This is a genomic window from Actinomycetospora sp. ABD4_176 (assembly GCF_056311855.1).
Window position 1 is genome coordinate 44,865 of record NZ_CM149974.1, and the last position, 26,137, is coordinate 71,001.

The 26,137-nt window shown below is 75.4% G+C and carries 25 protein-coding genes; 13 read left to right on the plus strand and 12 right to left on the minus strand.

Translation table 11 applies throughout. From position 1 onward, the window contains the following. Window positions 1–31 precede the first annotated feature (31 nt). The 3 genes from ACYX4T_RS00160 to ACYX4T_RS00170 all read right to left on the minus strand — a co-directional run bounded on the left by ACYX4T_RS00160 (window position 32) and on the right by ACYX4T_RS00170 (window position 6,336). Window positions 32–1,876, minus strand: coding sequence for a S9 family peptidase (locus tag ACYX4T_RS00160; protein WP_476012566.1), 1,845 nt, complete (start codon window positions 1,874–1,876; stop codon window positions 32–34). A gap of 63 nt (window positions 1,877–1,939) precedes the next feature. Further along, a complete protein-coding gene (locus tag ACYX4T_RS00165; RefSeq protein WP_476012567.1) occupies window positions 1,940–3,715 on the minus strand; it encodes an N-acetylglutaminylglutamine amidotransferase in 1,776 nt (591 codons plus the stop codon). A 29-nt stretch (window positions 3,716–3,744) separates the two neighbouring features. Continuing rightward, entirely contained in the window at window positions 3,745–6,336 is a 2,592-nt protein-coding gene (locus ACYX4T_RS00170) for a glutamate--cysteine ligase (RefSeq protein WP_476012568.1), read from the minus strand. A gap of 97 nt (window positions 6,337–6,433) precedes the next feature. Here ACYX4T_RS00170 and ACYX4T_RS00175 point away from each other — a divergent pair, with 97 nt between their 5' ends. From ACYX4T_RS00175 to ACYX4T_RS00200, 6 genes are all read left to right on the plus strand, one after another. Beyond that, the gene (locus ACYX4T_RS00175; RefSeq protein ID WP_476012569.1) at window positions 6,434–6,904 is read left to right on the plus strand and encodes a ribose-5-phosphate isomerase; all 471 of its coding nucleotides are present in this window, start codon (window positions 6,434–6,436) and stop codon (window positions 6,902–6,904) included. 29 nt (window positions 6,905–6,933) lie between these two features. Further along, on the plus strand, window positions 6,934–7,749 hold the full coding sequence (locus ACYX4T_RS00180; RefSeq protein ID WP_476012570.1) for an Fpg/Nei family DNA glycosylase: 816 nt from the start codon (window positions 6,934–6,936) through the stop codon (window positions 7,747–7,749). A gap of 1,224 nt (window positions 7,750–8,973) precedes the next feature. Further along, window positions 8,974–9,396 (plus strand): hypothetical protein, encoded by a 423-nt coding sequence (locus tag ACYX4T_RS00185; protein WP_476012571.1) that lies wholly within the window; start codon window positions 8,974–8,976, stop codon window positions 9,394–9,396. A 40-nt stretch (window positions 9,397–9,436) separates the two neighbouring features. Next, window positions 9,437–9,583, plus strand: a complete 147-nt coding sequence (locus ACYX4T_RS00190) for a hypothetical protein (RefSeq protein WP_274201517.1) — start codon at window positions 9,437–9,439, stop codon at window positions 9,581–9,583. A 14-nt stretch (window positions 9,584–9,597) separates the two neighbouring features. Continuing rightward, entirely contained in the window at window positions 9,598–9,972 is a 375-nt protein-coding gene (locus ACYX4T_RS00195; RefSeq protein WP_476012572.1) for an MmcQ/YjbR family DNA-binding protein, read from the plus strand. 34 nt (window positions 9,973–10,006) lie between these two features. Further along, the gene (locus ACYX4T_RS00200; RefSeq protein WP_476012573.1) at window positions 10,007–10,717 is read left to right on the plus strand and encodes a PIG-L deacetylase family protein; all 711 of its coding nucleotides are present in this window, start codon (window positions 10,007–10,009) and stop codon (window positions 10,715–10,717) included. A gap of 3 nt (window positions 10,718–10,720) precedes the next feature. Here the strand turns inward: ACYX4T_RS00200 and ACYX4T_RS00205 are convergent, their stop codons facing one another. From ACYX4T_RS00205 to solA, 3 genes are all read right to left on the minus strand, one after another. Further along, window positions 10,721–11,710 carry a GDSL-type esterase/lipase family protein gene (locus tag ACYX4T_RS00205; protein ID WP_476012574.1) on the minus strand — a complete coding sequence of 330 codons (990 nt, stop codon included), beginning with the start codon at window positions 11,708–11,710 and terminating at the stop codon, window positions 10,721–10,723. A 111-nt stretch (window positions 11,711–11,821) separates the two neighbouring features. Next, a complete protein-coding gene (locus ACYX4T_RS00210) occupies window positions 11,822–13,009 on the minus strand; it encodes an aromatic ring-hydroxylating oxygenase subunit alpha (protein ID WP_476012575.1) in 1,188 nt (395 codons plus the stop codon). Then, entirely contained in the window at window positions 13,002–14,189 is a 1,188-nt protein-coding gene (solA, locus tag ACYX4T_RS00215; RefSeq protein ID WP_476012576.1) for an N-methyl-L-tryptophan oxidase, read from the minus strand. Before solA ends, ACYX4T_RS00210 begins: the two co-directional genes overlap by 8 nt. Window positions 14,190–14,329: 140 nt before the next feature. Between solA and ACYX4T_RS00220 the strand changes: the two genes are divergently transcribed. After that, window positions 14,330–15,217: a LysR family transcriptional regulator gene (locus tag ACYX4T_RS00220; protein WP_476012577.1), complete on the plus strand. Its 888-nt coding sequence runs from the start codon at window positions 14,330–14,332 to the stop codon at window positions 15,215–15,217. A 46-nt stretch (window positions 15,218–15,263) separates the two neighbouring features. Here the strand turns inward: ACYX4T_RS00220 and ACYX4T_RS00225 are convergent, their stop codons facing one another. Then, complete coding sequence (locus tag ACYX4T_RS00225; protein ID WP_476012578.1) at window positions 15,264–15,959, minus strand: SDR family NAD(P)-dependent oxidoreductase; 696 nt, start codon at window positions 15,957–15,959, stop codon at window positions 15,264–15,266. A 93-nt stretch (window positions 15,960–16,052) separates the two neighbouring features. Here ACYX4T_RS00225 and ACYX4T_RS00230 point away from each other — a divergent pair, with 93 nt between their 5' ends. The 4 genes from ACYX4T_RS00230 to ACYX4T_RS00245 are packed head-to-tail and all read left to right on the plus strand — an operon-like array spanning window position 16,053 to window position 19,493. After that, window positions 16,053–17,225: a cytochrome P450 gene (locus ACYX4T_RS00230; protein WP_476012579.1), complete on the plus strand. Its 1,173-nt coding sequence runs from the start codon at window positions 16,053–16,055 to the stop codon at window positions 17,223–17,225. 28 nt (window positions 17,226–17,253) lie between these two features. Further along, on the plus strand, window positions 17,254–17,448 hold the full coding sequence (locus tag ACYX4T_RS00235; protein WP_476012580.1) for a ferredoxin: 195 nt from the start codon (window positions 17,254–17,256) through the stop codon (window positions 17,446–17,448). 54 nt (window positions 17,449–17,502) lie between these two features. Continuing rightward, window positions 17,503–18,072 carry a TetR/AcrR family transcriptional regulator gene (locus tag ACYX4T_RS00240; RefSeq protein WP_476012581.1) on the plus strand — a complete coding sequence of 190 codons (570 nt, stop codon included), beginning with the start codon at window positions 17,503–17,505 and terminating at the stop codon, window positions 18,070–18,072. An 11-nt stretch (window positions 18,073–18,083) separates the two neighbouring features. Continuing rightward, complete coding sequence (locus tag ACYX4T_RS00245; protein ID WP_476012582.1) at window positions 18,084–19,493, plus strand: uracil-xanthine permease family protein; 1,410 nt, start codon at window positions 18,084–18,086, stop codon at window positions 19,491–19,493. Here the strand turns inward: ACYX4T_RS00245 and ACYX4T_RS00250 are convergent. From ACYX4T_RS00250 to ACYX4T_RS00270, 5 genes are all read right to left on the minus strand, one after another. Then, window positions 19,490–20,119 carry a TetR/AcrR family transcriptional regulator gene (locus tag ACYX4T_RS00250; RefSeq protein WP_476012583.1) on the minus strand — a complete coding sequence of 210 codons (630 nt, stop codon included), beginning with the start codon at window positions 20,117–20,119 and terminating at the stop codon, window positions 19,490–19,492. The genes ACYX4T_RS00245 and ACYX4T_RS00250 overlap by 4 nt on opposite strands. 150 nt (window positions 20,120–20,269) lie before the next feature. Beyond that, window positions 20,270–20,542: a hypothetical protein gene (locus tag ACYX4T_RS00255; protein WP_476012584.1), complete on the minus strand. Its 273-nt coding sequence runs from the start codon at window positions 20,540–20,542 to the stop codon at window positions 20,270–20,272. A 260-nt stretch (window positions 20,543–20,802) separates the two neighbouring features. Further along, window positions 20,803–21,708: an NADP-dependent oxidoreductase gene (locus ACYX4T_RS00260; RefSeq protein ID WP_476012585.1), complete on the minus strand. Its 906-nt coding sequence runs from the start codon at window positions 21,706–21,708 to the stop codon at window positions 20,803–20,805. A gap of 24 nt (window positions 21,709–21,732) precedes the next feature. After that, window positions 21,733–23,229: a glycan biosynthesis hexose transferase WsfD gene (wsfD, locus tag ACYX4T_RS00265; RefSeq protein WP_476012586.1), complete on the minus strand. Its 1,497-nt coding sequence runs from the start codon at window positions 23,227–23,229 to the stop codon at window positions 21,733–21,735. A 26-nt stretch (window positions 23,230–23,255) separates the two neighbouring features. Next, window positions 23,256–23,813 (minus strand): DinB family protein, encoded by a 558-nt coding sequence (locus tag ACYX4T_RS00270; RefSeq protein WP_476012587.1) that lies wholly within the window; start codon window positions 23,811–23,813, stop codon window positions 23,256–23,258. An 83-nt stretch (window positions 23,814–23,896) separates the two neighbouring features. Here ACYX4T_RS00270 and ACYX4T_RS00275 point away from each other — a divergent pair, with 83 nt between their 5' ends. Together ACYX4T_RS00275 and ACYX4T_RS00280 are read left to right on the plus strand one after the other, a co-directional pair. Further along, window positions 23,897–25,069 (plus strand): serine hydrolase domain-containing protein, encoded by a 1,173-nt coding sequence (locus ACYX4T_RS00275; protein WP_476012588.1) that lies wholly within the window; start codon window positions 23,897–23,899, stop codon window positions 25,067–25,069. 55 nt (window positions 25,070–25,124) lie between these two features. After that, window positions 25,125–26,075 (plus strand): DMT family transporter, encoded by a 951-nt coding sequence (locus ACYX4T_RS00280; protein ID WP_476012589.1) that lies wholly within the window; start codon window positions 25,125–25,127, stop codon window positions 26,073–26,075. Window positions 26,076–26,137: the final 62 nt, after the last annotated feature.

Here is a 26,137-nt window from a genome sequence, read left to right on the forward strand (position 1 = left end):
CCGGAGAGGGGCGTTCGGCGGAAGTCGGCGGTCAGACCGCCGGAGCGTCCAGGTGCTCGCCGAGCCACTCCACGCACTCGTGGATGAAGCGCACGCGGTTCTCGGTGCGCTGGATCTCGTGGCCCTCGTCGTCGAAGAGCAGGTAGCGGAACGGCACGCCCGCGGCCTTGGCCCCGTGCACCGCGAGCTCGGCCTCGTGCACGGGCACGTTGGTGTCCCACTTGCCGTGCACGACGAGCAGCGGCGCCCGCAGGTGCTCCATGCGGTGCACCGGGGAGAGCTCGCGCAGGAGGTTGCGGTCGTGGATCGGGTGGCCGTACTCGCCGACCGCGGCGTCGGCGATCCACGGCTCGGTGCGGGCGAAGAAGGTCTCGAAGTCGGCCATGCCGCACACGTCGATGCCGACGGCGAAGAGCTCCGGGTGGTTCACGAGCGCCGCGAGCGTCAGGTAGCCGCCGTAGGACCGGCCCATGACGCCGACGCGTGCCGGGTCGGTGACGCCCGAGTCGACGAGGTGCTCGACGCACGAGGCCACGTCCCGGATCGCCGCGAAGCGCCCGGCGCCGTTGTCGGCGTTGACGAACGAGCGCCCGAACCCCGCCGAGCCGCGCACGTTCGCGGCGTACACGGCGATCCCGCGGGCGAGGATGTGCTGGTAGAGCGGGGTGAACACCGGGCGCTCCTGCGCCTCCGGCCCGCCGTGCAGGAAGATCACCGTCGGCAGCGGCCCGGTCTGGCCCCGCGGGCGGTAGAGCCAGCCGGGCAGGCGCAGGCCGTCGGGGGTGGCGACGACCTCGAGCGTCGGGTGCACCAGCTGCCCCGGCGACCAGCGGGGCTCCTCCTGCGGGCAGATCAGCGCCGTGGTGTCCGACGACAGCTCGTGGCACCACACCGCCGCCGGCACCTCGGGCGACTGGATGCCCATGACCAGCGAGTCGCCGTCGTGGCTGAACACGGCGCCGGTGACGACGTCGCCGGGCGGGGCGTAGGACGAGCACTTGCCGGTGGCGATGTCGAGCAGGTCGACCTCGCTGCGCCCCTCGACGTTCCACACCAGCGCGGCGAGCGCGGCGTCCTCGGTGAGCGCGAAGCGCTCGAGGTCGGCGTCGGTGCGCTCGGCGAGGACCTCGGGGCTCATGGGCCGCGCGTCGGTGGCGACGTCGACCCGCACCAGCGCGGCCCGCTCGCGGCCGCCGTCCGTGAGCAGGTACATCTGCGTCCCGTCGGGGCAGAAGCGGCCCGCGACGACGCTGGAGTTCCAGGTGATGGCCACCGGGTGCTCGACGGCTCCCGGGGGCCCGCCGGGCCCGCGGTTGCTGTCGATCTCGTGCCAGCCCTCGGTGCCGTCGAGGTCCACGATGCCGACGTGGCGCGAGCCCCGCCGCCCGCGGCGCAGCAGGACGCGGCGGCGGTCGCGGCTCACGTCGAGGATCTGCAGGGCGTGCCCGGAACCGAGCCGCTGGCGCTGCCCGCTGTCGGCGTCGACGAGCCAGGCCGTCGTCGTCTCGACGTCGGACTCGGTGATCGCGAGCACCGACCCGGTGTGCGTGAAGCGGTCCAGGGTCACCGCGCCCCGGTCGGCGTCGCCCACCCCGCGCACGGGGCGCAGGTCGCTGCCGTCCGGCCGGATGATCGCGACGTTGGTGCGCTCACCGCCGTCGGGCGCGGTCTCCACCGCGAGCCACGCGCCGTCGGGGGACCAGCGCACCGCGGAGACGAGGTCCGGTCCGGTGTCGAGGGACCACTCCTCGCCGGTGGCACGCCGGTGCAGGCGGACCTGCGGGCGCCCGTCGCCGTCCCAGACGAAGGCGATCGCGGTGCCGTCGGGGGAGGGGCTGGGTGACCAGCAACGCGTGGCGCTGATCCACTCGTCCACCGCCCCGGGCCTCCTCCTCGTCGCACACGTTCCCCGTCGCCGGGCACGGTACCCAGCGCGCGACTAGGTGATGCCGTGGGCCTGCAGCCACATCTCCAACAGTGCGACCTGCCACAGGGCGTTCGCGCCGAGGTTGGTCCGACCGGAGTTCGGGTCGTCCAGCATCTGCGTGACGGCCTCCGGGCGGAAGAGCCCGCGCGACGTCGCCGCGGGGTCGGTGAGGGCGCCCCGCACGCGCTCGAGGACCGGCCCCGAGAGCTGGCGGATCGCCGGCACCGGGAAGTAGCCCTTCTTCCGGTCGATGATCTCGTCGGGCAGCACGCCGCGGGCGGCGGCCTTGAGGACGCCCTTGCCGCCGTCGGCGAGCTTGTACTCCGGCGGGCAGGCGCCCATCGTCTCGACGAACTCGTGGTCGAGGAACGGCACGCGCGCCTCGAGGCCCCACGCCATGGTCATGTTGTCGACGCGCTTCACGGGGTCGTCGACGAGCATGATCGTGGTGTCGAGGCGCAGGGCGGCGTCGACGGCGGAGTCCGCGCCGGGCCGGCCGAAGTGCTCGGCGACGAACGCGCGGCTCACGTCGTCGTCGACCAGCGCCTCGGTGGTCAGCAGCTGGGCGACCTCGCTGTGCGGCCGGTCGAAGAAGGCCTTCTGGTAGGCGTCGAGGGCGCCGTCGCGCGCGATGCCGGCGAGCGGCGGGTACCAGTCGTAGCCGCCGAGGATCTCGTCCGCGCCCTGCCCCGACTGCACCACCTTGATCGACTTCGAGACCTCGCGCGAGAGCAGGTAGAAGGCGACGACGTCGTGGCTGACCATCGGCTCGGCCATCGCCGCGACCGCGCCGGAGAGCGCGTCGTCGGTCTCGTGCTTGGGGACCGTGAACTTCACGTGGTCGGTGCCGTAGGTCTTCGCGACGAGGTCGGAGTAGTCGAACTCGTCGCCCTGCTCGCCGGCCTCGGACTCGAAGCCGATCGAGAAGGTCTTGAGGTCCTTCTGACCCATCTCCGCGAGCAGCGCCACGACGATCGACGAGTCGATGCCGCCGGAGAGCAGCACGCCGACCGGGACGTCGGCGACCATGCGGCGCTCGACGGCGGTGCGCAGCGAGGTCAGCGCGGTGTCGGCCCACTCCTGCGCGCTCTTCTCCCCGTCGCGGACGAACTCGGGGGTCCAGTAGAGCCAGTCCTCGGTGCCGCCGTCGGGGGAGACCGTCCGCACGGTGGCGGGCGGGAGCTTGCGGACGCCCTGCAGGATCGTGCGCGGCGCCGGCACCACCGAGTGGAAGCTCATGTAGTGGTGCAGGGCGACGCGGTCGACGTCGGTGTTGAGCCCGCCGCCCGCGAGCAGCGCCGGCAGCGACGACGCGAAGCGCAGCGCGCCGGGTACCTGCGCGACGTAGAGCGGCTTGATCCCCAGCCGGTCACGGCCGAGCACGAGCTCGCCGGTGCGGCGGTCGGCGACGGCGAACGCGAACATGCCCTTGAAGTGCTCGACGCACGCCTTCCCCCACCGGTGGAAGGCCTTGAGCAGCACCTCGGTGTCCGAGGTCGAGAAGAAGCGGTAGCCCTGCGCGTGGAGCTCGTCGCGCAGCTCCTTGTAGTTGTAGATGATCCCGTTGAAGACGGCGGTGAGACCGAGCTCGGAGTCCACCATCGGCTGCGCGCCGGTCTCGGACAGGTCGATGATCTTCAGCCGCTGGTGGGCGAGGGCCAGCGGCCCGTGGCCGACCACGCCCCAGCCGTCGGGGCCGCGGGGCTCGAGGACCCGGGCCATGTCGAGGACCGTCCGGGCCTCGGCCGACCGGCCGTCGAAGCGGAACTCACCGGCGATGCCGCACAAACTTCTGCCTCCTCCGGGTCACGCGCACGTCAGCGCAGGATCCAGGTGTCCTTCGACCCGCCGCCGCGCGAGGAGTTGACCACGAGCGAGTCGGCGGGCGCGACCCGTGTGAGCGGGGTCGGGAGCACGGTCGGGGTGGGGGCGAGGACGACGAACGCCCGCAGGTCGACGACCCGCGGCTCCAGCGCCGTGCCCGTGAACGTGGGGTGCGTGGAGATCCGGACGGTCTCCTGGGCCACGAACCCGTTCGGCTCCGCCCGCACCGCCGCCGCGGCTTGTTCGAGCTCCCGCTCCTGCGCGTGGGGCCCGATGACGATGCCCTGCCCGCCGTAGCCGTCGACGGGCTTGAGCACGAGCTCGGCGAGGTGGTCCAGGACGTACTCGCGCTGGTCGGGCTCGGCGCACGACCAGGTCGGGACCGCGGCGAGCGTCGCCTTCTCACCGAAGTAGTACTCCGTGAGCGCGGAGATGAAGGGGTAGACGCCCTTGTCGTCGACGAGCCCGTTGCCCGGCGCGTTGGCGAGGGTCAGGCGGCCGGTGCGCACGGCGTCCTGGATCGGGCCGCCGAGCCGGACGCCGCCCGCGTCGGTGGCCTCGAAGAGGACCTCCTCGTCGATGCGCCGGTAGACGACGTCGACGGGGCGCCCGGTCGCCGCCACCGTGATCATGCCGGCGGCCGCGCGCAGCTCGCCCGGCGTGAGCAACGGCACGCCCATCTCTTCGGCGAGCATGCGGTGCTCGAAGTACGCCGCGTCGCTCGGGCCCTCGGTGACGACGGCGAGCACCGGGTCGCTGCCCGCCGCCGGCGGCGCGCACGCCAGCAGCGCCTCGCGCAGCATCGCCGGACCCTCGTCGGCGTCGAGCACGCCGTTCGGGGCCTGCAGCTCGGGCAGCACGCTGCGCACCACGCGGCGGTCGGCCATCGCGAAGCCGATGCCCGACGGGATGCGCAGGTTGTCCTCGAGGACCTTCCACTCGCCCTCGCCGTCGCACACGAGGTCCAGGCCGCTGATCAGGGCCCGCGTCGCGCCCGGGTGCAGGTTCATCGCGGCCTCGTGCGGGCGGGGCAGCCAGCGCAGGGCGCCCTCGGGCAGCACCCCGTCGTGCAGGCAGGCGCGCTCGCCGTGCAGGTCCTGCAGCAGCGCCTCGCAGGTGCGGGCGCGCTGGACCAGGCCCTCGGTGAGCGTCGTCCACTCGCCCGCGGTGATGAGGCGCGGGACGAGGTCGAGGGGGAAGAGCCGCTCGGCGTCGTCGGACTGCGGGAAGAACATGTCGCGGGCGCGCTGCTCGGCGTCACGGCTCTTCTCGTGCACGAGCAGCCCGGACGGGCCGATCCGCTCCAGGGTCGAGACGAGCCACGAGTACGCCGGGCGCACGGTGCCGTCCTCGGCGACGGCCTCGTCGTACCCGGGGGAGACGTAGTCGGCGAGCATCACCGGGGCGACGGTCGCCGAGACCGGCGCGTCGACCGGCGAGTCCGGGGCACCGCGGGTCTCGGCCACGAGCATGTCGACGACGGCCTCGAGGTTGCCGTTGCGGTTCGCGCGCTGGCGCTGCCGCGCCGCCGAGCTCCCGCGGGCGAGCGCCTCCAGCGCCAGCTCCTCGACCACGGCGCGGTCGCCGGCCTCGTCGAGGTCGTCGGCGAGGTGCTCGAGCATGAGCCGCACCGCCCGCGAGGGCGGCACGAGCTCGCGGCCCGGCACGTCGACGAGGTCGCCCTCGAGCCCCGAGCGCGCCGCCCGCCAGCTCGCGGCACGCAGCAGCTCCGCGCGGTACTGCGGCGTCGGGCGGCCCTCGAGGTGGGCGCGCACCCCGTGGCGCACGAGCGCCCGCGACAGCCCGGCGATCAGCACGACGCCGTCGACGCTCGGGCTCGCGTCGCAGATGCGGACCTCGACCGTCCGCTGGTGCGCCGAGGGCCGCATGTCGAAATAGACCATGCCCGGGTCGGACATGGTCCCGGAGGCGAGCAGGTCGGCGATAAGCGCGTCGTAGTCGGCGGCGTCACGCAGGGGCGCCGGCGGGCCGGCGGTGGGCCAGCGGTGCCAGGCCAGCGTGCGCGAGCTCGCGTAGCCGGTGTCCTCGCTCTTCCAGAACGGCGAGCTCGCCGAGAGCGCCAGCAGGATCGGCAGCCACGGCGCGCTGTGCTGCATCACCGTGATCGCCGCGTCGCGGTCCGGGACGTCGACATGCACCTGGGTGCCGCAGATCTGCTGCTCGAAGGCGAGCATCTGGTACTCGTCGCGCATCCGCTCGTAGCGCGGCGACGGCGTGATGCCCTCGGCCGAGCCGTCGATGAGGGGGACGCTGCCGGACCCGACGACGCCGAGGCCGTGCTCGTCGGCGATGTTCGCGAGCATGCCGCGCAGCCGCACGAGGTCGGTGCGCAGGTCGGCGAGGTCGGTCGTCGGCGCGGAGTTGGTCTCGATGATCGAGGGCTTCAGCTCCGCGGCGAACGCGGTGCCGATCCCGCCGTCGAGGGCCTGCAGCTCGTCGAGCAGCTCGGGCACGCGCGGCACGGCCGAGCGCGTCTCGAGGTCGACGAGGTGGAACTCCTCCTCCACCCCGAGGACGACCTCGCGCGCGGGAGCCAGCCGACGGTCCGACGAACGCGCTGTCATAGCTGGTCAACCTACGATCGGTGTGTCACGGCGATGTTTCCGAGCGGCTCACCACTACCCCCGCGGCGGTCCGCATCACACCTGACAGACTGCGCGGGTGCGCGTCTTCCTCGGATCGGACCACGCGGGTTTCGAGCTCAAGGCCCACCTGCTGCGCGAGCTGGCGCAGGCGGGGCACGACGTCGTCGACGTCGGGCCGGCCGAGTTCGATCCGAACGACGACTACCCGCCCTACTGCGTCGAGACCGGTCGCCGGACCGTCGCCGAGCAGGGCGCCCTGGGCGTCGTGATCGGCGGGTCGGGCAACGGGGAGCAGATCGCGGCGAACAAGGTGCCCGGCTGCCGTGCCGCGCTGGCCTGGAGCGTCGAGACCGCGCAGCTCGGCCGCAAGCACAACGACGCTCAGGTCGTCGCCGTCGGCGCGCGGATGCACAGCCTCGAGCAGGCCACCGAGATCGTGAGCGCGTTCCTCGCCACCGCCTTCGAGGGCGGGCGCCACCAGCGACGCATCGACATGCTCACCACCTACGAGCAGACGGGCCGGCCCCCGGCGCTGCCCCAGGACTGACGGCCCCGGACGCGGGGTACGCACGCCGGGTGCCCGAAGGCCACACGATTCGCCGGCTCGCGAGCACACACACGCGGCGGTTCGTCGGGCACGAGGTCGCGGTGTCCTCGCCGCAGGGCCGCTTCGCCCGGGACGCCGAGCTCGTCGACGGCCGGGTGCTGCGCGCGGCCGAGGCGCACGGCAAGCACCTCTTCCACGTCTACGCCGACGACCTCGTCGTCCACGTGCACCTCGGGCTCTACGGCAAGTTCTCGACCCATCGCGGCGACGTCACGCCCCCGCGCGGGCAGGTGCGGATGCGCATGGTCGGTCCGACGCACTGGGCCGACCTGCGCGGGCCGATCGCCTGCGAGGTGCTCACCGAGGGCGAGGTCGACGGCCTGCGCGCCCGCCTCGGCGCCGATCCGCTGCGCGCGGACACCGACCCCGAGGCCGCCTGGGCCCGCATCTCCCGCTCGCGCGCACCGCTGGCCACGCTGCTCATGGACCAGTCGGTGATCGCCGGGGTCGGCAACGTCTACCGCGCCGAGGTCCTGTTCCGGCACGGCCTGGATCCGCTGCTGCCCGGTCGCGAGCTCGGGCGCGAGCGGTGGGAGGCGGTGTGGGCCGACCTCGTGGCGCTGCTCGCCGACGGCGTTCGCCGCGGGGCGATCGACACCGTGCGACCCGAGCACCGGTCGTGTGATCACGGGCACGACCAGCCGCACGGCCGCAGCTGCGGCCGCGAGGTGTACGTGTACCGCCGCACGGGTCAGCCGTGCCGCGTGTGCGGCACCGAGGTCTCCCAGCGCACGCACGCGAGCCGGAACCTGTTCTGGTGCGAGCGATGCCAGTCCGCGACCTGACCGTTACGTTTCGCGCCCCGCGACCGATGTGTCACTCGGGAGGGTGACGCGTGGCCCGTCCGGGGCGGGGGTGCGCGACGCCCGTTCGCCCGTTGTGTTGACTGGTGTCCGGGTCGCGCGACCCGAACGAGGGAGGTGGGCGTGGCCCGGGAGAGGCAGCGGACCGCGGCTCGACCCACGGAGGTCGCCCCGCGTCGCCCGCGGTGGCAGCTGACCACGCGCTCGCGGTTCTCGGTCCTGCTCGGGGTCGCGGGCCTCGCGGTGGCCGGCGTGCAGCTGGTGATGCTCAGCGACCCGCCGACCGTCGTGCAGCTCGTCGTCGTCGCGTTCTGGAGCCTCGTGGGCTTCGGCTACCTCTGCTCCGCGGCCGCCCAGCACCTCTTCCGGCGTCGCCCGCCCGCACCGGCGCCGGGGGCCGCCGCCGCGCCGGTCGAGGAGATCGTGCCCGTCCCGGTGCGCCCCGCCCGGCCCCGCCCGCGGCGGGAGGAGGCGGACGGGTCCGCCCGTCCCGGACCCGCGGCGCGCGGCGCGGCGCCGACCGAGACCGTGGGGCGGCCCGCGGGAGCGGCTTCCCCGGCGGCCCCGGCCCCGGCCCCGGCATCGGGCCCGAGCCCGGCCCCGGCCCCGGCTTCGACGCCGGGCCCGACCCCGGCCCCGGTTGCGGAGACGGCCCCGGCCGCTGCTCCGGCCCCGGGCCCGGCGGGCGAACCCACGCGCGTCGCCATCCGAGCCCGGCGCCCGGCCGCCGTCCCGACCGCCGGCCCGGCCGCTCCGCCGGCGTCGCCCCGGGACCCCGCCCCGCCTGCGGCCCCGAGCCCGGCCGCACCTGCGGCCCCGAGCCCGGCCGCACCTGCGGCCCCGAGCCCGGCCGCACCTGCGGCCCCGAGCCCGGCCGCACCCGGGGTCCCCACCGCGGCCCAGCCCGCAGCCCCGAACCCGCCTGCGGCTCCGCGTGCGGCTCCGCGTGCGGCCCCGACTGCGGCCCCGACTGCGGCCCCGACTGCGGCCCCGACTGCGGCCCCGACTGCGGCCCGGCCGTCGACGGCGTCCCCGGCCCGGCCGCCGAGCGGCCCGGTGCCCCGCCCCGCTCGTCCCGCGGCCCCCGTCGCCGCCACGTCCTCGACCGCACCTCCGTCCTCGACCGCACCCCCGTCCGAGGACCGCACCGACGCCTTCCGTGTCCGCTCCGGCCCGACGCGACCGGCTCCTCGGCGCGACGCCGAGGTGCCGGCCCTGGCCGGGCTGGACAGCTTCGCCTCGGCGCTGTCGTTCGGCGCGCCGAGCGCCGGGGGCACCGCCGGCACGGCCGGCCGGTCCTCCCGGTACGTGCCGACCGGCGAGCACGCGCGGGTCGACCCGCTCGACGCGCCCCTCGACCCCGCGCCGGCACCGCGGACGTCGTCCCCGCTCTCCGGCCCGCTGCCGACGGCCGCGCCCACCCCGTTGCCCACCCCCTCGACCGCCCCCTCGACCCGGGCGCCCGCGTCGAGCAGGTCCGGCAGCCGCCACGCCGCCGACGACACCCCGTCCCGACGGGCCCGGCACGCGGCCGACGTCGAGGATCCGGTGGCGGCCCGCCGCGGCCGGCCCGGCCCGAACGCCGGGCGCCACGCGACCCCGGCCGGTACGTCGAGCGCGGGACGGTAGCCTCGTGGGTGCCCGATCCGTCCCCTTCGTGAGGAACGAGATGACCGAGCCCGCCGAGCGCACCGACCCCACCGAGGGCGCCTCCGAGCCCGGGGTGACGACGCACCGGCCCTGGATCCGCGTGGTCACAATCGTCGTGCTCGCGGTGTTCGTGCTCGCGACGCTGGTGAGCGCGCTCGCTCTCTAGGCAGGATCGCGGGCGTGGACCCCGACGAGCTGCTCGCGCGGATGCGGGAGGTCTGCCTCGCGCTGCCCGAGGCGACCGAGAAGGTGAGCCACGGGTCGCCGTCGTGGTTCGTGCGCCGGATGTTCGCGAGCTGGGTCCCGTACCACCACGGTGACAAGCACCTCGCGATCTGGGTGGCCGCGCCCGACGGCGCCCAGCAGGACATGGTCGACGCCGAGCCGGCCCGCTTCTTCGTCCCGCCCTACGTCGGGCACCGCGGCTGGCTCGGGATGCGTCTCGACGTCGAGCCGGGCGGGCCGGACTGGGACGAGGTCCGGGGCGTCGTCACCGACGCCTACCGCTGTGTGGCACCGAAGCGCCTGGTGGCGCAGCTGGACCCGACGGCTTGACCTCGACCTTGCTCGAGGTCCCACCCTGTCCGTCATGAACACCGACCTGCCGCCGCTGCCCGACGACGTCACGCGGGTGCTGGCCGTCGCCGCGCATCCCGACGACCTCGAGTACGGCACCGCCGCCGCGGTCGCGCGCTGGACCGCCGAGGGCAAGGAGGTGTCGTACCTGCTGGTCACCCGCGGTGAGGCCGGCATCCACGACCTGCCCCCGGAGAAGGCTGCCGGCGTGCGCGAGGACGAGGAGCGGCGCAGCGCGGCCGTCGTCGGCGCGCACGAGGTGCGCTTCCTCGACGGCCACCGCGACGGGGTGGTCGTCGAGGGTCCCGCGCTGCGCCGCGACATCGCGCGGGAGATCCGCCGGGTGCGCCCGGAGATGGTGGTCGTCGGCAGCCACCACGAGACGTTCGGGCCGGGCCTGTGGAACAGCGCCGACCACCGGGCGGTCGGCCGCGCGACGATCGACGCCGCCGGGGACGCGGGCAACCGATGGATCTTCCCCGAGCTCGTCGACGAGGGCTTCGAGCCGTGGCAGGGGGTGCAGCGGGTCGCCGTGGCCGCCTCGACGCAGCCGACCCACGCCGTCGACGTCGCGGGGTACCGGGAGGTCGCCGTCGCCTCGCTCGCCGAGCACGCGACCTATCTGGCGGCGCTCGACCCGCGCCCGGTCACGGAGCAGGCCCGCGAGGTCGTGGAGATGACGACGGACGGTGAGCGCGTCGCGTTCGAGGTCTTCGGCGGCTGACCCTCAGCCCGGGAACAGGCCCGCCGCCACGCGCCCGTCGGCGGGGGAGGCGGGCGTCGGGGGCGTCGTCGGCGGGACCGCGGGGCCGGCCGCGGCCAGAGCCGTCAGCACGCCGCGGGCGTGGCCGTCGGCGTTCGGGCCGCCGGCCAGCAGTGCCTCGCTGTCGGTCAGGGAGGTCAGCCAGGGCGTGCCCGAGCAGACGCCGTGGCCGGCGAAGGCCGGGCGGACGTCGACGAAGCGCAGGCCGGCGGCGGTCACCCGCTCGGCGAGGACCGTGTCGAGCCGGTCCACGGCGCCGTCGACGCGGGCCGCGCGCGCGGCGTCGGCCGGGCCCTTCGGGCAGGCCTTGCCCTCGGCGAGGTGGGGGTAGCCGGTGAAGGTCACCGCGGCCCGGGGGGCCCGGGCGCGGATGTCGCGCAGCGCCGCGTCGAGGGCGCCCGGCAGGGTCCGCAGGGCGCGGTCGAAGCGGGCGAGAGCGGTGTCGCAGCGCGCCGGGGTGCCCGCGGACGAGCAGGCGGCGGCGAGCGCGCCCAGGCCGGTGGCGTCGGCGCCGACGGTCGCGGTGACGACCTCGGTCGTGGCCGTGAGCGAGGTGAACTGGCCGTTGCCGCCGCCGGTGGACGACGAGCACGCGCGCGAGGTCCAGGCCGTCTCGGCGGCGGCACGGGCGAGCAGCGGGGGGTAGGCGACGTCGCTGCGCCGGCAGGTGCCCGAGGCCGCCTCGACCGCGCCGGCCGCGGTCCCGGCGGCCCACGAGTCGCCGAGCGCGACGCGCCGGTTGCCGTCGCCGCCGCTGGCCGGACTGCCCGTGGGCAGGGCCGCACCCGCCGCACCCGCCGCGCCTGCCGGCTCCGACGCACCCGCCGCGCCCGCCGCGCCCGCCGCGCCCGCCGCGCCCGCCGCGCCCGCCCCGAGCGTCAGCGCCGTCGCGACCAGCGCCGCGACCACCACCGACCGACAGCCCATCCTCGCCCCGATCACCGTCACGATCACGCTGTCCGACGGCGGTCAGTGTCGGCCCCGACCCCCACAAGAGACATCAGGCGTCACGCCATCGAGGTGCCGCGACCACCCACACGGGGTGCGCCCACCTGCCGAAGGCACCTACGCGGCGGCGGGGCGGGGGTGGAGGGTGGCGAGGTACCAGTCGAGGAACGCCTCCACCGACGCCTCGACCACCGGCGAGAGCGGGCCCGGGCGGTAGCCGCGCGACGCGATGCCGGCGTAGTTCTTCTCGCACAGCACCCAGTCCTGCTCCGAGGTCGCGCGCCACACCGCGGCGAGGGCGTCGGTGTCGACGTCCGCGTCGCGGTCGACGAGGAAGCAGAGCTCGACGTCGGTGGTCGCGGCGTCGATCGGGGTCAGGCGGGTGGTCACCGCGTAGTCGGCGTTGGCGTGGGCCCACAGGTTGGGCAGCGAGATGACGCGCAGGCTCCCGACGTCGGGGTCGGACAGCGTCCCCATCGGCGGGGCGAGCGGTCGCCCGTCGAGAGTCTCGGACAGGAAGCCGTCGCGCAGGGGCAGCCGCGCGATGCGGTACGGGGCGCCGCCGGGGAAGTTGACGTCCTCGCCGGGCAGGCCCTGCGCCCTCCAGCGGGTGCGGGCGGCGGCGAGCGCCCGGTCGTAGCGCGGGTTGGTGCGGACGTCGCCGTTGACGCCGACGTCGAAGTTCGACAGGGAGAACTCGGGGTGGCTGCCGGCGCAGTGGTAGCACTCGCGGTTGTTCTCGACGAGCGTCTTCCAGTTCGCGGCGACGCGGTAGTGCTCGCGCAGGGCGATGCGGGCGTCGGCGAGCCCGTGCGGGCCGAGGCGCGGCTCGAGCGCGGCGGCGAAGGGGCCGACGTCGGGCGGCTCGTCGGCGAGGCACACGAACACGAGCCCGGCGATCTCGCGGACGGCGACGGGCGCGAGCCGGTAGGACGACGTCGCGAAGCAGTCGCCCATCAGCCGCGCCGAGCGCAGCGTCCCGTCCAGGGCGTAGACCCACTGGTGGTACGGGCAGACGAACGCCCTGACCTGGCCGCGGTCGTCGGGCGCGACGCGCGAGCCGCGGTGGGCGCACACGTCGTGGTGGGCGTGCAGGACCCCGCCCTCGCCGCGCACGACGATCACGCGGTCCTGGCCGACGTCGACGGTGACGTAGCGGCCGGGGGCGTCGAGCTCGGCGGTGTGCCCGGCGAAGAGCCAGTGCGCGGCGAAGACGCGGTCGAGGTCGGCGGCGTAGACGTCGGGGTCGGTGTAGGCCGCCTGCGGCAGCGACCAGCCCGGCGTGCGGGTCACGAGGTCAGACATGGAAGGCGCGCCCCCAGCTCGGGTCGGTGAGAGCGGGGCGGTCGAGGGCGAACGTCCCGACGGGGTGCCGGGTCGTGCCCGTCGTGGCGAGGTCGGCGGCGATCCGGCCGAGCAGCGACGCGAACTTGAACGCGTGCCCGGCCCCGACGAGGACGCTGACGCGCGCGCCGGGCAGCGTGTCGACGACGTAGTGCTGGTCGGGCGGGATCGTGTACAGGCAGGTCTTCGTGTACAGCTCGGGCCCGCCGAAGCCGGGCAGGTGCTCGGCGAGGAAGGCCTCCTGGCGCTTCCGGCGCAGCGGGTCGGGGTCGTAGGTGCGGGTGTCGGCGGTGACCTCGTGCCCGCCCATGTGCTGCCCGAGCTTCGTCGCGACCTCGCCGTGGACCGGGAAGCCGTAGAAGTTGTCGCCGCCGTGCCACATGAACACCGGGAAGCGCTCGGGGGAGAAGTCGAGCAGGTGGGGCGTGGCGTAGTAGGTGACCTGCTCCTGGGTGACCGTCAGCGGGATCGACGTCAGCCCGTCGAGCACCTCGTTGGTGCGCGCGTCGGCGGCGACGACGACGTGCTCGGCGCGGACGACCTCGTCGTCGAGGACGACCTCGACGTGCCCGCCGGCGGGGCGCAGGGCCCGCACCGGGCTGTGCTCGCGGATCTCCGCGCCGTGCCCGCGCGCCAGGGCGACGTGGGTGGCGTTGGCGCGCCGGGCGTCGACGATCCCCGTGCGCCGCTGGTAGAAGGCCTGCTCGGTGCCCGCGAGGTGGAACTGCGGCCAGCGGCGCTCGACGGCGCGTGCGTCGAGCAGCTCGAAGTCGACCCCGTGCCGGTCGGCCACCGCGGCGTAGCCGCCGATGTCGCGGCCCCCGGTCGCGAGGCCCTGCCGGGCGTCGACGTCCTCGATGACGAGCCCGCCGGTCTCGGTGACGAGGGTCTGGCCCGAGACCCGCTCGACGTCGCGCCAGGCGGCGTAGGCGGCGGGCGCGAGGGCGGCGTAGGCGTCCTGGTGCTGGGCGTAGCGGATGATCCGCGAGTGGTCCTGGCTCGCGCCGTGGTGGTGGCCGAGGGCGTGGCGCTCGAGGGCAAGCACGCGGCCGCCGGCGGCGCGGGAGAGCCAGTAGGTGGCGGCGGCGCCGAGGCCGCCGACGCCGACGACGACGAGGCGGGCTTCGCGAGGGGTGGGCACGGTGATCACTCCGGGTCTGGTCTCGGATGTGCTCTCACCCTCGCTGCTCCCCGCCGCCGGTGGTGCGGATCGACGATCACCCCTGCCTCTGCTGTCATCAGCCCTGCCTTATGGCCCGCGCGCCGGGGCAGGATCGGGGAATGGACGTCGAGCTGCGGCAGCTGCGGGTGTTCCTCACCGTGGCCTCGGAGCTGCACTTCAGCCGCGCGGCCCGACGCCTGCACGTCAGCCAGCCCGCGCTCTCCCAGCAGATCCGGTCGCTGGAGAAGGCGCTCGGCGCGGCCCTGTTCGACCGCTCGAGCCGCGCCACCGAGCTGACCCCGGCCGGGCGCGTGCTGCTCGACGCCGCGCCGCGGGTGCTGTTCGAGGCCGAGCGCGCGCAGTCGCTCGTCGCGCAGGCGGCGAACGGGGCGGTCGGGCTGCTCGTGGTGGGCTCGGTGGGGACGGCGCTCGCCTCGATCACCCCGCAGATCCTGCGGGCGATGCGCGCCGAGTTCCCCGACCTGCAGCTCGAGGTCTCCCAGCAGGACACCGCCGCGCAGCTCGTCGCGATCGCCGACGGGCGCCTCGACGTCGGCCTGGTGCGCGCCGCCCCGCCGACGGCGACCGTGGCCGTCGAGCACCTCGTCTCCGAGCCGCTCCTGGCCGCCCTGCCCGGCGACCACCCGCTCGCCGGGCGCGAGGAGATCACGCCGGAGGCGCTCGCCGACGAGCCGTTCGTGCTGTGGCCCCGTCCGCTCGGGATGGCGTTCTTCGACATCATCACGAGCTATTGCCGCGACCACGGCTTCAGCCCGCGCATCGTCGCCGAGGGTGCGGACATCGAGACCCAGCTGGGCCTGGTCGCCGCGGGCCTCGGGGTGTCGCTGCAGCCCGCGTACTACGCGAACCTCCGCCCGCCGGGCGTGGTGTTCCGGCCGCTGTCGGGCGACGTGCCGATGGTGGCGCTGCAGGTCGCCTGGCGCCGCACCGACCGCTCGCCCGCCGTCGCCCACTTCGTCGACGCGGCCCGCGCCCTGGGTACGTGAGCACTTTCTGCCCCTATAGGGGATGAAAGTGCTCACGTCAGGGGCGTCACCACGGCACGTGCTCGCCGTCCTGGAGGAACGAGCCGGAGGGGAAGGAGCCGGGGGAGCGGACGACGTCGACGATGCCCCGCGCGCCGTCGGCGACCGGCCGCCCGCCCGCGCCGCCCATGTCGGTGGCGGTCCAGCCGGGCGAGACCGCGTGCACCGCGATCCCCTCGCGTGTCAGGGCGTCGGCGAACACGCGGGTCAGCGCGTTGATGCCGGCCTTCGACACGCTGTAGGCCGGCGACGACGCCCCCATCCGCGCCAGCGAGCCGAGCCCGCTCGTCACGTTGACGATCACCGGGTCGCGGCCCGCGCGCAGCAGCGGCGCGCACGCCTGGGACAGCCGCCACGGCGCGAGCACGTTGGTGCGCCAGGCCCCGTCGGCGACCTCGAGGTCCTCGACGACCGGGTCGGCGCCCGAGTCGAAGTTGACGGCCGCGTTGTTCACCAGCGCGTCGAGCCGCCCGTGGCGCCGGTCGACCGCCTCGACCGCGGCCCGCACCGACTCGGACTCGGTGACGTCGAGGGTCAGCGGCCACGCCCCGTCGCCGAGCTCCTTCGCCGTCGACGCGGCGGCCTCGGTGTCGCGGGCCGCGCACACCACCGTGGCCCCCGCCGACACCAGCTGGCGCGCGATCTCGACGCCCAGCCCGCGTCCCGCACCGGTCACCAGGACGATCCGCTCGTCTGCACCCATGGCCCCCGGGTAGCCAGTCCGGGCCTCACGGACACGAAACGGCAGTCCGCTCCCACTTCGCGTACCGTCGGGTCTCCGACGACGGGAGCGACGATGACCACCACCATCCCCCGGCACATGCAGCGCGACCGGTTCGCCCCGGTCGGGGAGACGCAGGCCGCCCGCGACGAGGACGGCTTCCCGACGGTCCGGACGGCGTTCGGCACGACCGCCCGGCTCGTGACGCGGTACGCCGACGTGCGCGAGGTCCTCGGCGACGCCGAGCGCTTCACCAACACCGGCATGCCCCGCATCCCCACGCCGGACGGCGAGGACCCGCGCGCCGGCAACCTGCTCGCCACCGACCCGCCCGAGCACACGCGGCTGCGCCGACTGCTCACCGGCGAGTTCACGGTCAAGCGCATCCGGCGCCTCGAGCCGCGGATCACCGAGATCGTCGACGAGCACCTCGACGCCATGGCCGCGGCCGGCCCGCCGGCGGACCTCGTCAGCGCCTTCGCCCTGCCGGTGCCGAGCCTCGTCATCTGCGAGCTGCTCGGGGTCCCGTACGCCGACCGCCACGAGTTCCAGGACCGCGCGACCCGGCAGATCGACCTGAGCCGCTCGCTGGAGGAGCGCGGGCAGGTCGCCGCCGAGTCCCGCGCCTATATGGGCGAGCTCGTCGACCGCGCGTTCGCCGCGCCCGGCGACGACATGCTCGGGATGCTGGTGCGCGAGCACGGCGACGACCTCACGCGCGCCGAGCTCGTCGGCATCGCCTCGCTGCTGCTCATCGCCGGGCACGAGACCACCGCCAACATGCTCGGGCTCGGCACGCTCGCGCTGCTGCGCGCGCCCGACCAGCTGGCCCTCGTGCGCGACGAGCCCGGCGCCGTCGCCCCCGCCATCGAGGAGCTGCTGCGGTTCCTCTCGGTCGTGCACTCCGGGATCCCGCGCACCGCGCGCGAGGACACGACGGTCGGCGGCACACCCGTCGCGGCCGGCGACCTGCTGGTGCTCTCGCTGCCGTCGGCCAACCGCGACCCCGCCGCCGTCGAGCGCCCCGACGACCTCGACGTCACCCGCACGATCGCCCCGCACGTGGCGTTCGGCCACGGGGTGCACCATTGCCTCGGCGCGCCGCTGGCGCGGGCCGAGATGGCGGTGGCGTTCCCCGCGCTGCTGCGACGCTTCCCGGGCCTCGCGCTGGGCATCCCCTTCGAGGACGTCGAGTTCCGCTCGGCCACCGTCGTGCACGGGCTGCGCGCGCTGCCCGTGACCTGGTGACCACCACCACCGGAGGAGACGAGAGACCATGAGGATCCAGGCCGACCGCGACGTCTGCATCGGCGCCGGCAACTGCGTGCTCGCCGCCGAGGACGTCTTCGACCAGGACGACGACGCCCTCGTCGTGGTGCTGCAGGACCACCCGTCGGCCGAGCAGGAGGCCGAGGTCCGCAACGCCGTCGCCCAGTGCCCGTCGGGGGCGCTGGCGCTCGTGGAGGAGTGAGTGGAGGAGTGAGTGGAGGAGTGAGGCGCCCCACCCCGGGTTAGGCTGACCGGGATGTCCGCCCCGCCCAATCCGGTGGCACGCCCGCTGCGCGCGGACGCGGCGCGCAACCACGCCGCGATCCTCGCCGCGGCCCGCGCGGCGCTCGAGGCCGGCGGGCCGGACGTGGCGCTCGAGGAGGTCGCCCGGCGGGCGGGGGTGGCGCCCTCCACGCTCTACCGCCGTTTCGCCGGGCGCGACGAGCTCGTCGCCGCGGTCCTCGAGGACTACGTCGCCGAGTCCGTCGAGCCGCTGCTGGCGCGCGCCGCCGCCGTCGACGACCCGTGGGCGGCGCTGACCGGGGTCCTCGAGGGCCTCGTCGACGGCGTCACCCGCCACCGCGGGCTGCTCGCCGCGGCGAAGGCGACCGGGGCGTTCACCCCCGAGCTCGCCGCCCGCACCCTGGCGCCGCTGGGCGAGCTGCTGCGTCGCGGGCAGGCCGCCGGCGTGGTGCGGCCCGACCTCGTGCCCGAGGACCTGCCCGTCGTCGTGCACATGGCCGTCGTCACCGCCGAGCACGACGCCCGCCGCTGGCGGCGCTACCTGCACCTGCTGCTCGACGGGATGGCCGCCCGCCCCGGGTGATCGGCCCTAGGGTGTCGCCCGTGATCAGGGGATGGACGCTGCACGGCGACGGGCGCGCGCCCGCACCGGGCGAGGTGGTACGGCCCGAGGAGCGGCTGTCGTGGGGCCGCACGGTGGGCCTCGGCGCCCAGCACGTCCTCGCGATGTTCGGGGCGACGTTCGTCTTCCCCGTGCTCATGGGCCTCGACCCGAACCTCGCGATCCTGCTCTCGGGCCTCGCGACGATGCTGTTCCTGCTGATGACGCGCGGGCGGGTGCCCAGCTACCTCGGCACGAGCGCGTCGTTCGTCGGGGTGGTGGCCGCGGTCCGGGCCGACGGCGGCACCAGCGCCGAGGTGACGGGTGCGATCGCGGTCTGCGGGGTGGTGGTCGCGCTGGTCGGGCTGGCCGTGCACCTCGGCGGCGCCCGCACCGTGTCCGCGGTGCTGCCGCCGGCCGTCACCGGCGCGGTCGTGCTGCTCATCGGCTTCAACCTCGCCCCGGTGGTCGCCGGCACCTACTGGCCGCAGGACGAGGTCGTCGCGGTGATCACGATGCTCGTCGTCATGGTCACCGCGGTGGCCGGGCGCGGGATGCTGGGCCGGCTCGGGGTGCTCGTCGGGCTCGTCGTCGGGTACGGCCTGTCTCTGCTGCTCGACGCGCTGCTCGGGCCGATCACGGGTCCCGACGCGTCGGGCGTCGTGTCCACCCACCCGCGCGTGGACCTGTCCGGGGTGGCCGACGCGCCGTGGATCGGCCTGCCGCTGGGGACGCCGGCGGCTCCCGGCCTGCACCTCCCCGCCTTCAGCGCCTCGGCGATCCTCCTGGTCGTGCCCGTGGCGATCGCGCTCATCGCCGAGAACACCGGGCACGTCAAGGCCGTCGCCAACATGACCCGCGAGGACCTCGACCCCTACCTCGGACGCGCGCTGGCCGCCGACGGCATCGCGACGGCGGTGGCCGGCGGTGTCGGCGGCTCGCCGACCACCACGTACGCGGAGAACATCGGCGTCATGGCGGCGACCCGCGTGTACTCCACCGCGGCGTACTGGGTGGCCGCGGTCGTCGCGCTCGCGATCGGCTTCTGCCCCAAGTTCGGCGCGGTCGTCGCGGCCACGCCGGGCGGCGTGCTCGGCGGCATCACAGTGGTGCTCTACGGCATGATCGGCCTGCTCGGGGCGCGGATCTGGGTGGAGAACAAGGTCGACTTCTCGCGCCCCGAGGTCCTCGTCCCGCTCGCCGCGGGCATCGTCATCGGCATCGGCGACGTCGCGCTGAGCGTCGGCGGCGGGTCGCTGTCGGGGATCGCCCTGGGCACGATCGTCGTCATCGTCGGCTACCACGGGCTGCGGCGGCTGGCGCCGACGCCGGCGGGGGACGGGCCGGTCGACCGGACCGACGACCGGACCGACGACCGGACCGGGGACCGAACCGAGCCCTAGGCGAGCCCGTCCAGCAGCGCAAGCAGCGCCCGCCCGTAGAGGTCGGCCGGCACGCTGTCGCGGTCGAGGCGACGGTGCTGCACGAGCCCGGTGAACAGGCCCAGGGCCACCGTCGCGACCTCCTCGTCGCGGAGCGACCACGTCGCGCCCCGGCGCTCGCGCTCGGCGCGGATGAGGGGGAGCAGGTCGGCGCGCAGGCGCTCCTGGTGGGCGGCGAGGTCGGCGCCGAAGTCGGGGTCGCGCATCGCGTAGAGCCAGGCCTCGGCGGCGAGGAGGGCCGCGCGCCCGTCGTCGGCGGTGGCCGCGACGCGGTGGTCGAGGTCGTGCAGCGCGGACGGGAGGCCGTCGGCGAGGTGCCCCCGGGCCTCGGCCATCTCGGCGACGCGGCGGCGGTCCATGAGGGCGAGGAAGAGGTCCTGCTTGCCCGCGAAGTGCGCGTAGATCGAGCCGACGGACACCCCGGCGGTGCGGGCGATCTCGCCGACCGACGCGGCGCCGTAGCCCTTCTCGGCGAACACGGACGCGGCGGCGTCGAGCAGCCCGGCGTGCGTGCGCTCCCGGGCCTCGGCACGCGAGCCGGCGCGGGGGGTCCCGCCGGGCGGGGTGGGCTCGTCGGGCACCGGCACCGCCACACCCTCCCCGCGGCCCCGGGGTCGTGCAACATGCGACGGGTGCGGGTCCCGGTGGCGATTCCGGCGCCACCGGGACCCGCACCCGTCACCTCACCTGACCGGCCTCGGCGCCCCGATACCCCCGACGGGTCGGGACGCGGTGGCTCAGATCAGGCCGTCGACCACGTCGGCGACAGCGTCGCTCCCCAGCACGCTGTCGGCCGCCCCCGTGACGCCGCCCAGCAGGCCGCCGACGCCGCCGACGAGCTCGCCGCCCGCCCCGACGAGGCCGCCGACCAGGCCGTTGCGGTCGCTGCTCTCGTGGGTCGACTCGCCGTCCGACGAGTGGGACTCGGACGCGCTCGCCACGCCGGCGAGGGCGAGGCTGCCAGCACCGGCGAGGGCGGTGGCGGCGGCGAGGCGCTGCAGTCGGGTCATGGGGACTCCCTTCGGGTCACGGACACCGCGTCGACCGCGGCGTGGAGGAGTCTCCCGAGCCGATGAGCGAGGGTTCATCGAGGGGTCGTTCGCTGAACACATGCTCAGTCAAACGGACGGTCGTGCCGGTGACTCCGAACGGGCGAAAGCGCCACGGCGGACGGCCTCTCGAACCGCTCGACGGAGTGATGAGTAAGACGTTCGGGTGAAATGCCATCCGTGGTGTTCGCGCACCGTGACATCACCTGCTCCGGACGGGATCAGCTGCTCAGATCGAGCACGACCTTGCCCAGCACGTGCCCGTCCTCCACGGCCGCGAGCGCGTCGGCGGCCCGCGCGAACGGGACGACCGTGCGCACCCACGGATCCAGGTCGCCCGCCGCGACGCGCGCGGCGAGGGCGTCGAGCACCGCGGTGCTGCGGTCGCGGGGCACGTCGCGCCCGCCGAGCTCGGCGACGAGGGGCTTGTCGGCGACGGAGAACAGGTGGGCCGGGTCGACGAGCGTCGCGACCGCGCGCAGGGCGTCCCCGCCGACGAGGTCGAACACTCCGTCGACGCCGTCGGGAGCCGCCACGCGGACGTGGTGCGCCACCTCGGGGCCGCCGACGACCGCTGTCGCCCCGAGCTCGCTCAGCAGGTCCTGCTTGCCCTCGCTCGCGACGCCGACCACGTGCAGGCCGCGCGCCCGCGCCAGCTGCACGGTCGGGATGCCGACTCCGCCGCCCGCACCGTTGACCACGAGCGTCGCGCCCGCCGGCAGGGCCAGCGCCTCGAGCGCGTCGTACGCCGTGCCGGCCGCCACGGGCAGCGCGGCCGCGTCCCGGGGCGGGACGGCGGTCGGGCGGTGCGCCGCGAACGACGCGGTCACCAGCGCCTGCTCGGCCCAGCCGCCGACCATCCCCGGGCAGCCGCCGAACACCTCGTCGCCCGGCGCGAAGCCCGTGACGTCCGGCCCGGTCGCGACGACCGTGCCCGCCACCTCGCGGCCCAGCACCGCCGACCCGGTGTGCCCGTACTCGCCGTCGCGCAGCCGCCAGTCGCCCGGGTTGACGCCCGCGGCGCGCACCCGCACGAGCAGCTCGCCGGGCCCCGGCTCGGGCACCGGGACGTCGAGGAAGGCCTGCTGGTCGGGGCCGCCGGGGCGGCGGAAGCCGTACGCGCGCACGGCTCCTTCCTACTCCCGACGGCCCTACCCCCGACGGCCCTGCTCCCGGCGGGCCACCACCGCGGTGACGAGAGCCCCGACCAGCGCGAGCCCCGACACCGCCAGCAGGTACGCCGCGAGCCACACGTGCTTGAAGATCTCGAAGTAGCCGTCGCCGGCCACCGCCACGACGACGAGCGCGAGGGCGGTCCCCGCCGTGAGACCGGCGGCCAGCGACCACCGCCCCGCCCGGCCCTGCCACCGCGCGGTCGCCGCGGCCGCGAGGGCGACCACCACCAGCGCGGACGGCAACCACGGCGGGCGGCGGGTGTCCTGCAGGACCTGCGCGAGGTCGGGCTGGCGCGCCCCCGACCATCCGGGGTGCCCGTCCGGCGAGGAGAGCGCCGTCGCGGGTGCGGGCAGCGCATCCAGGTAGGGCAGGTCGGCGAGGGTGGTGGCCTGCAGGCCCACGCCCACCGCCCGCGCGGCCGCCGAGGGGTGCTCGGCGAGCACGACGAGCGCCGCCACGCGGGTCTCGCCGGGCCGGCCGAGGATCGCGCCCTCCCACCACGGGACCCCGTCGGGGCGCGGCGGGCCGTTGAAGTAGCCGTTGCCGGTGAGCTCGACGGCCTCGGGCGGCAAACCCACCAGGGGCGTCGCCGACGGCCCGACCTCGAGCAGGACCGTCGTGAACACCAGGTTGTGGGCGTTGACCGGCGCGTAGAACTGTTGCTGGCGGGCGAGCGCCGCGGTCACCGGGACGACGGCGAGCAGCGTCGTGACCAGCGCGATCGCCGGCCCGGCGCGGCGCGGGCGCGCGGTCCCGACCGCCGTCGCCGCGCAGACGAGCACCGCCGCGGCGAGCAGCGGGACGTAGGCGACCTTCGCCGTCGTCGCCACCAGGCCCCCGGCCGCGGTCAGCGCGAGGGCGACGACCCGCGCGGCCCGGTGCTCGCGGCGCGTGGCGAGCACCGCGGCGACCCCGACGCCCGCGGTCACGGCGCCGAGCAGCCCGGCCGGCTCGCTGTAGGTGGAGACGAAGAAGCGCGAGAACGTCGCGGCGGCCAGCGGGAGCACCGGGGCCGCGACGACCAGCGCCCGCCGGTGGCCCGCGGCCGACGCCGCCCACGCGCCGAGCCCCACGACCAGCCCGACCAGCACCGCGTACGTCCAGCCCAGCACCACCGGCGACCACGTGGTCCCGGTCAGTGCCGTCGTCGCCCGCGCGATGGAGAGCGCCGAGGAGGGGACCGGGTCCTCGCAGGTCGGCGGGCCGACGGCGTAGTCGGTGGTCCAGCCGCCGCGCCAGCTCGCGTAGCCGTCGGCCGTGAGCGGGGTGAGGCCGGCGCCGCAGAAGAGCCGGTAGCCGTCGCCGTTGTCCTCGACGCCGAGCGGGGTCCCCGTGAGCAGGCGGGTCGCGAGGACGACCAGGAGCGCCGCGGCGAGCCCCGCGAGGACCCCGACGAGCCACCGCGGTGGCCGCGCCCGGCGCCGGGGGAGCGGATCCGTCGTCGCGGTCGCGTCCGCCGTGCCGGTGGCCATCGGCGCCCATGATGCCGGAGGCCGGGTCAGCCGATCCGCGCGCGGTGCAGATCGAGCAGCAGGGCGATCTCGGCGCCGTGGTGGAGCAGCTCGCGGTTGATGTGCAGCACCAGCAGGGCCATCGGCTCCTCGGCGTACGGCCCCTCGCTCGGGCCGCACGGTTCGGTGAGACCGGCCTCGCCGAGCCCGCGCACCCCCGCCACCCAGGCCGCGTAGGCCTCGTCGAGCTGGGCGCGGGCCTCGACCGCGGTACCGGCGTAGTGATGGCCGGCGTAGTCCACCGGCGGCCCGCCGAAATGGCCGGCCACCCGCATCGCGAGCACGCCGACGATGACGTGGCCGAGCCGCCAGGCGATGGTCGTGACCGGCGGCGGGTCGGGCTCGGGGAACGCGAAGTCGATGACCAGGTCGCCCGCGCCGGCGGCCATCGGCCAGGGGGACGTACCGCGCGGCCGCACGCTCCACGCGCCGGGCGCGGGCTCCCAGAGGTACTGCTCGTCGGTCAGGCCGTCGAGGCGGGCCCGGAAGCCCCGCCACTGGAAGTCGACCTGCTCGACCAGCATCGGGTTCCACGCGAGGTGCATGTGCCACCCCTCCGTTCGTCGGGTCGCCGCACAGTGTGGCGCCCCGCACACTGGTGGTCCCGATCACTCGAGGAGGGCCAGCCATGAGCAGGACGATCGACGGCTCCGGCATCGACGGGGTGCTGGCGGCCGCCGTCGACGCCGGGCACGTGCCCCACGTCGCGGCGATCGCCGCCGACGCGGACGGCGTGTTCTACGAGGGCGCCGTCGGGCCGCGCGCGGTGGGGGAGCCCGACCAGGTCTCCACGAGCACGCACTTCCGGATCATGTCGATGACCAAGATGGTCGCGACGACCACCGCGCTGCAGCAGGTGGAGCGCGGCGAGCTGGACCTCGACGCGCCGGTCGAGCAGTACGTGCCGGAGTTCGCCCGGATCCAGGTGCTCGACGGCTTCGACGGGGACACGCCGCGCCTGCGCGCGCCCGCGACGAAGGCGACGGTGAGGCACCTCGTCACCCACACCTCGGGGCTGAGCTACTGGTTCTGGAACGCCGACCTCCACCGCTACGAGCAGCTCACCGGCCACCCGAACGTCGTTCCGGGCCTGCGGCGCGCGCTGCTGGCACCGATGGTCACCGACCCCGGCACGCGCTTCGAGTACGGCATCAACACCGACTGGCTCGGGCTCGTCGTCGAGGCCGTCGCCGGCACGACGCTCGACGTCGTCGTCAAGGACAACGTCACCGGCCCGCTCGGCATGGACGACACCGTGTTCGCCCTCGGCGACGCGCAGCAGGGCAACAAGACCCCGGTACACGTCCGCGGCGAGGACGGCGCGTGGACCAACGCCGGCAAGCTCCTGCCCGACGACCCCGAGTGGTGGGCGGGCGGCCACGGCCTGCACTCCACCCCGCGCGACTACATCCGGTTCGAGCGCGCGCTGCTGCGCGGCGGCGAGCTCGACGGCACGCGCATCCTGCGCCAGGAGACCGTCGACGCGGCGTTCTCCGACCAGCTCGGTGGCCTGCCCTTCCCCGAGGAGATCGCGTCGGCCGACCCGGCCACCACCGACGTCCTGCACCTCGGACCGGGCTGGACCTGGGGCTACGGCCTGCTGCTCAACACCGACGACGTCCCCGGACGGCGCCGGGCGTGGAGCGGGGCGTGGGCGGGCCTGCTCAACACCCACTTCTGGATCGACCGCAGCACGGGCATCTGCGCCTCGATCTACACGAACTCGCTGCCGTTCATCAGCGAGCACGAGGCGTGGAAGCTCTACGGCGACTTCGAATCGGCGCTGTACGCGGCCCTCTGACGGTGTGACGGGCGACCGTTTGCGTTGTCGTTAGCGGTGCTATGGACTGGAGGCCATGCTCCGTGACAGGCGCGCCGGGCCCGTGGCCGCCGGCCCGTCCGGCGTCGCGGGGCCGGCCCCGTCGCGGGCCTGGGTCGTCCCGGTCCTCAGCGTCCTGTTCGTGCCCGTCTACGCCTCCGGGTTCGTCGTCGGCAAGATCGCCACCGCGCACATGGCGGTGCCGACGGTGCTGCTGTGGCGGTTCCTCGTCGCGTTCGCGGTGGTGCTGGTCGCGGTCGTCGCCACCCGGCCCGCGCTGCCGCGGGGACGGGCGTGGGGCCACCTCGTCGTGACGGCCCTGCTGCTGCAGGTCGGGCAGTTCGCCTTCTGCTACTCCGGGCTCGCCGCGGGCGTCCCGGCGGGCGTCACCAGCCTCGTGCTCGGCATGGCGCCGCTGCTCGTCGGCCTGCTCACGCCGCTGGTGCTGTCCACCCGCCTCGGCGCGGCGCCCGTGATCGGCCTGATCGTCGGGGCGTGCGGGGTCTACATCGTCCTGTCCGACCGCCTCGGCGGGGACCTCGGCACGACGATCGTGCTGCCGGTGCTCGGCGCGCTGTCGATGGCCGCCGGCACCCTGTACCAGAAGCGGTTCAACGACGACACGCCCGTCGCGACGAGCGTCGCCGTGCAGATGGGGACCTCGCTGGTCGTCACCGCGGCCGCCCTGCCGTTCCTGGGCGCCGCCTGGCTGCCCGCCGACGCCGCCGGCTGGTGGACCTCGCTCTGGCTCGGTGTGGTGAACTCCGCGGGCGCGTTCGCGCTGATGTTCGTGCTGCTGCGGCGGCGCTCGACAGTGCACGTGAGCTCGCTGCTCAACCTCGTCCCGGCGGTCACGGCGCTCGCCGCCGTCCCGCTCCTCGGCGAGCCCCTGACGGGCCACGCCGTCGCGGGCCTCGCCGTCGCCCTGCTCGGCATGTACATCGGGCTCGGGCTGGTCGGACGTCGGCGGCGCGCCACCGCATCCTGACCGTCGCCGGGAATTCCCCGGCCATGTCCACCGTATAGCGCACCGGGGGACTTGTGGCAAGG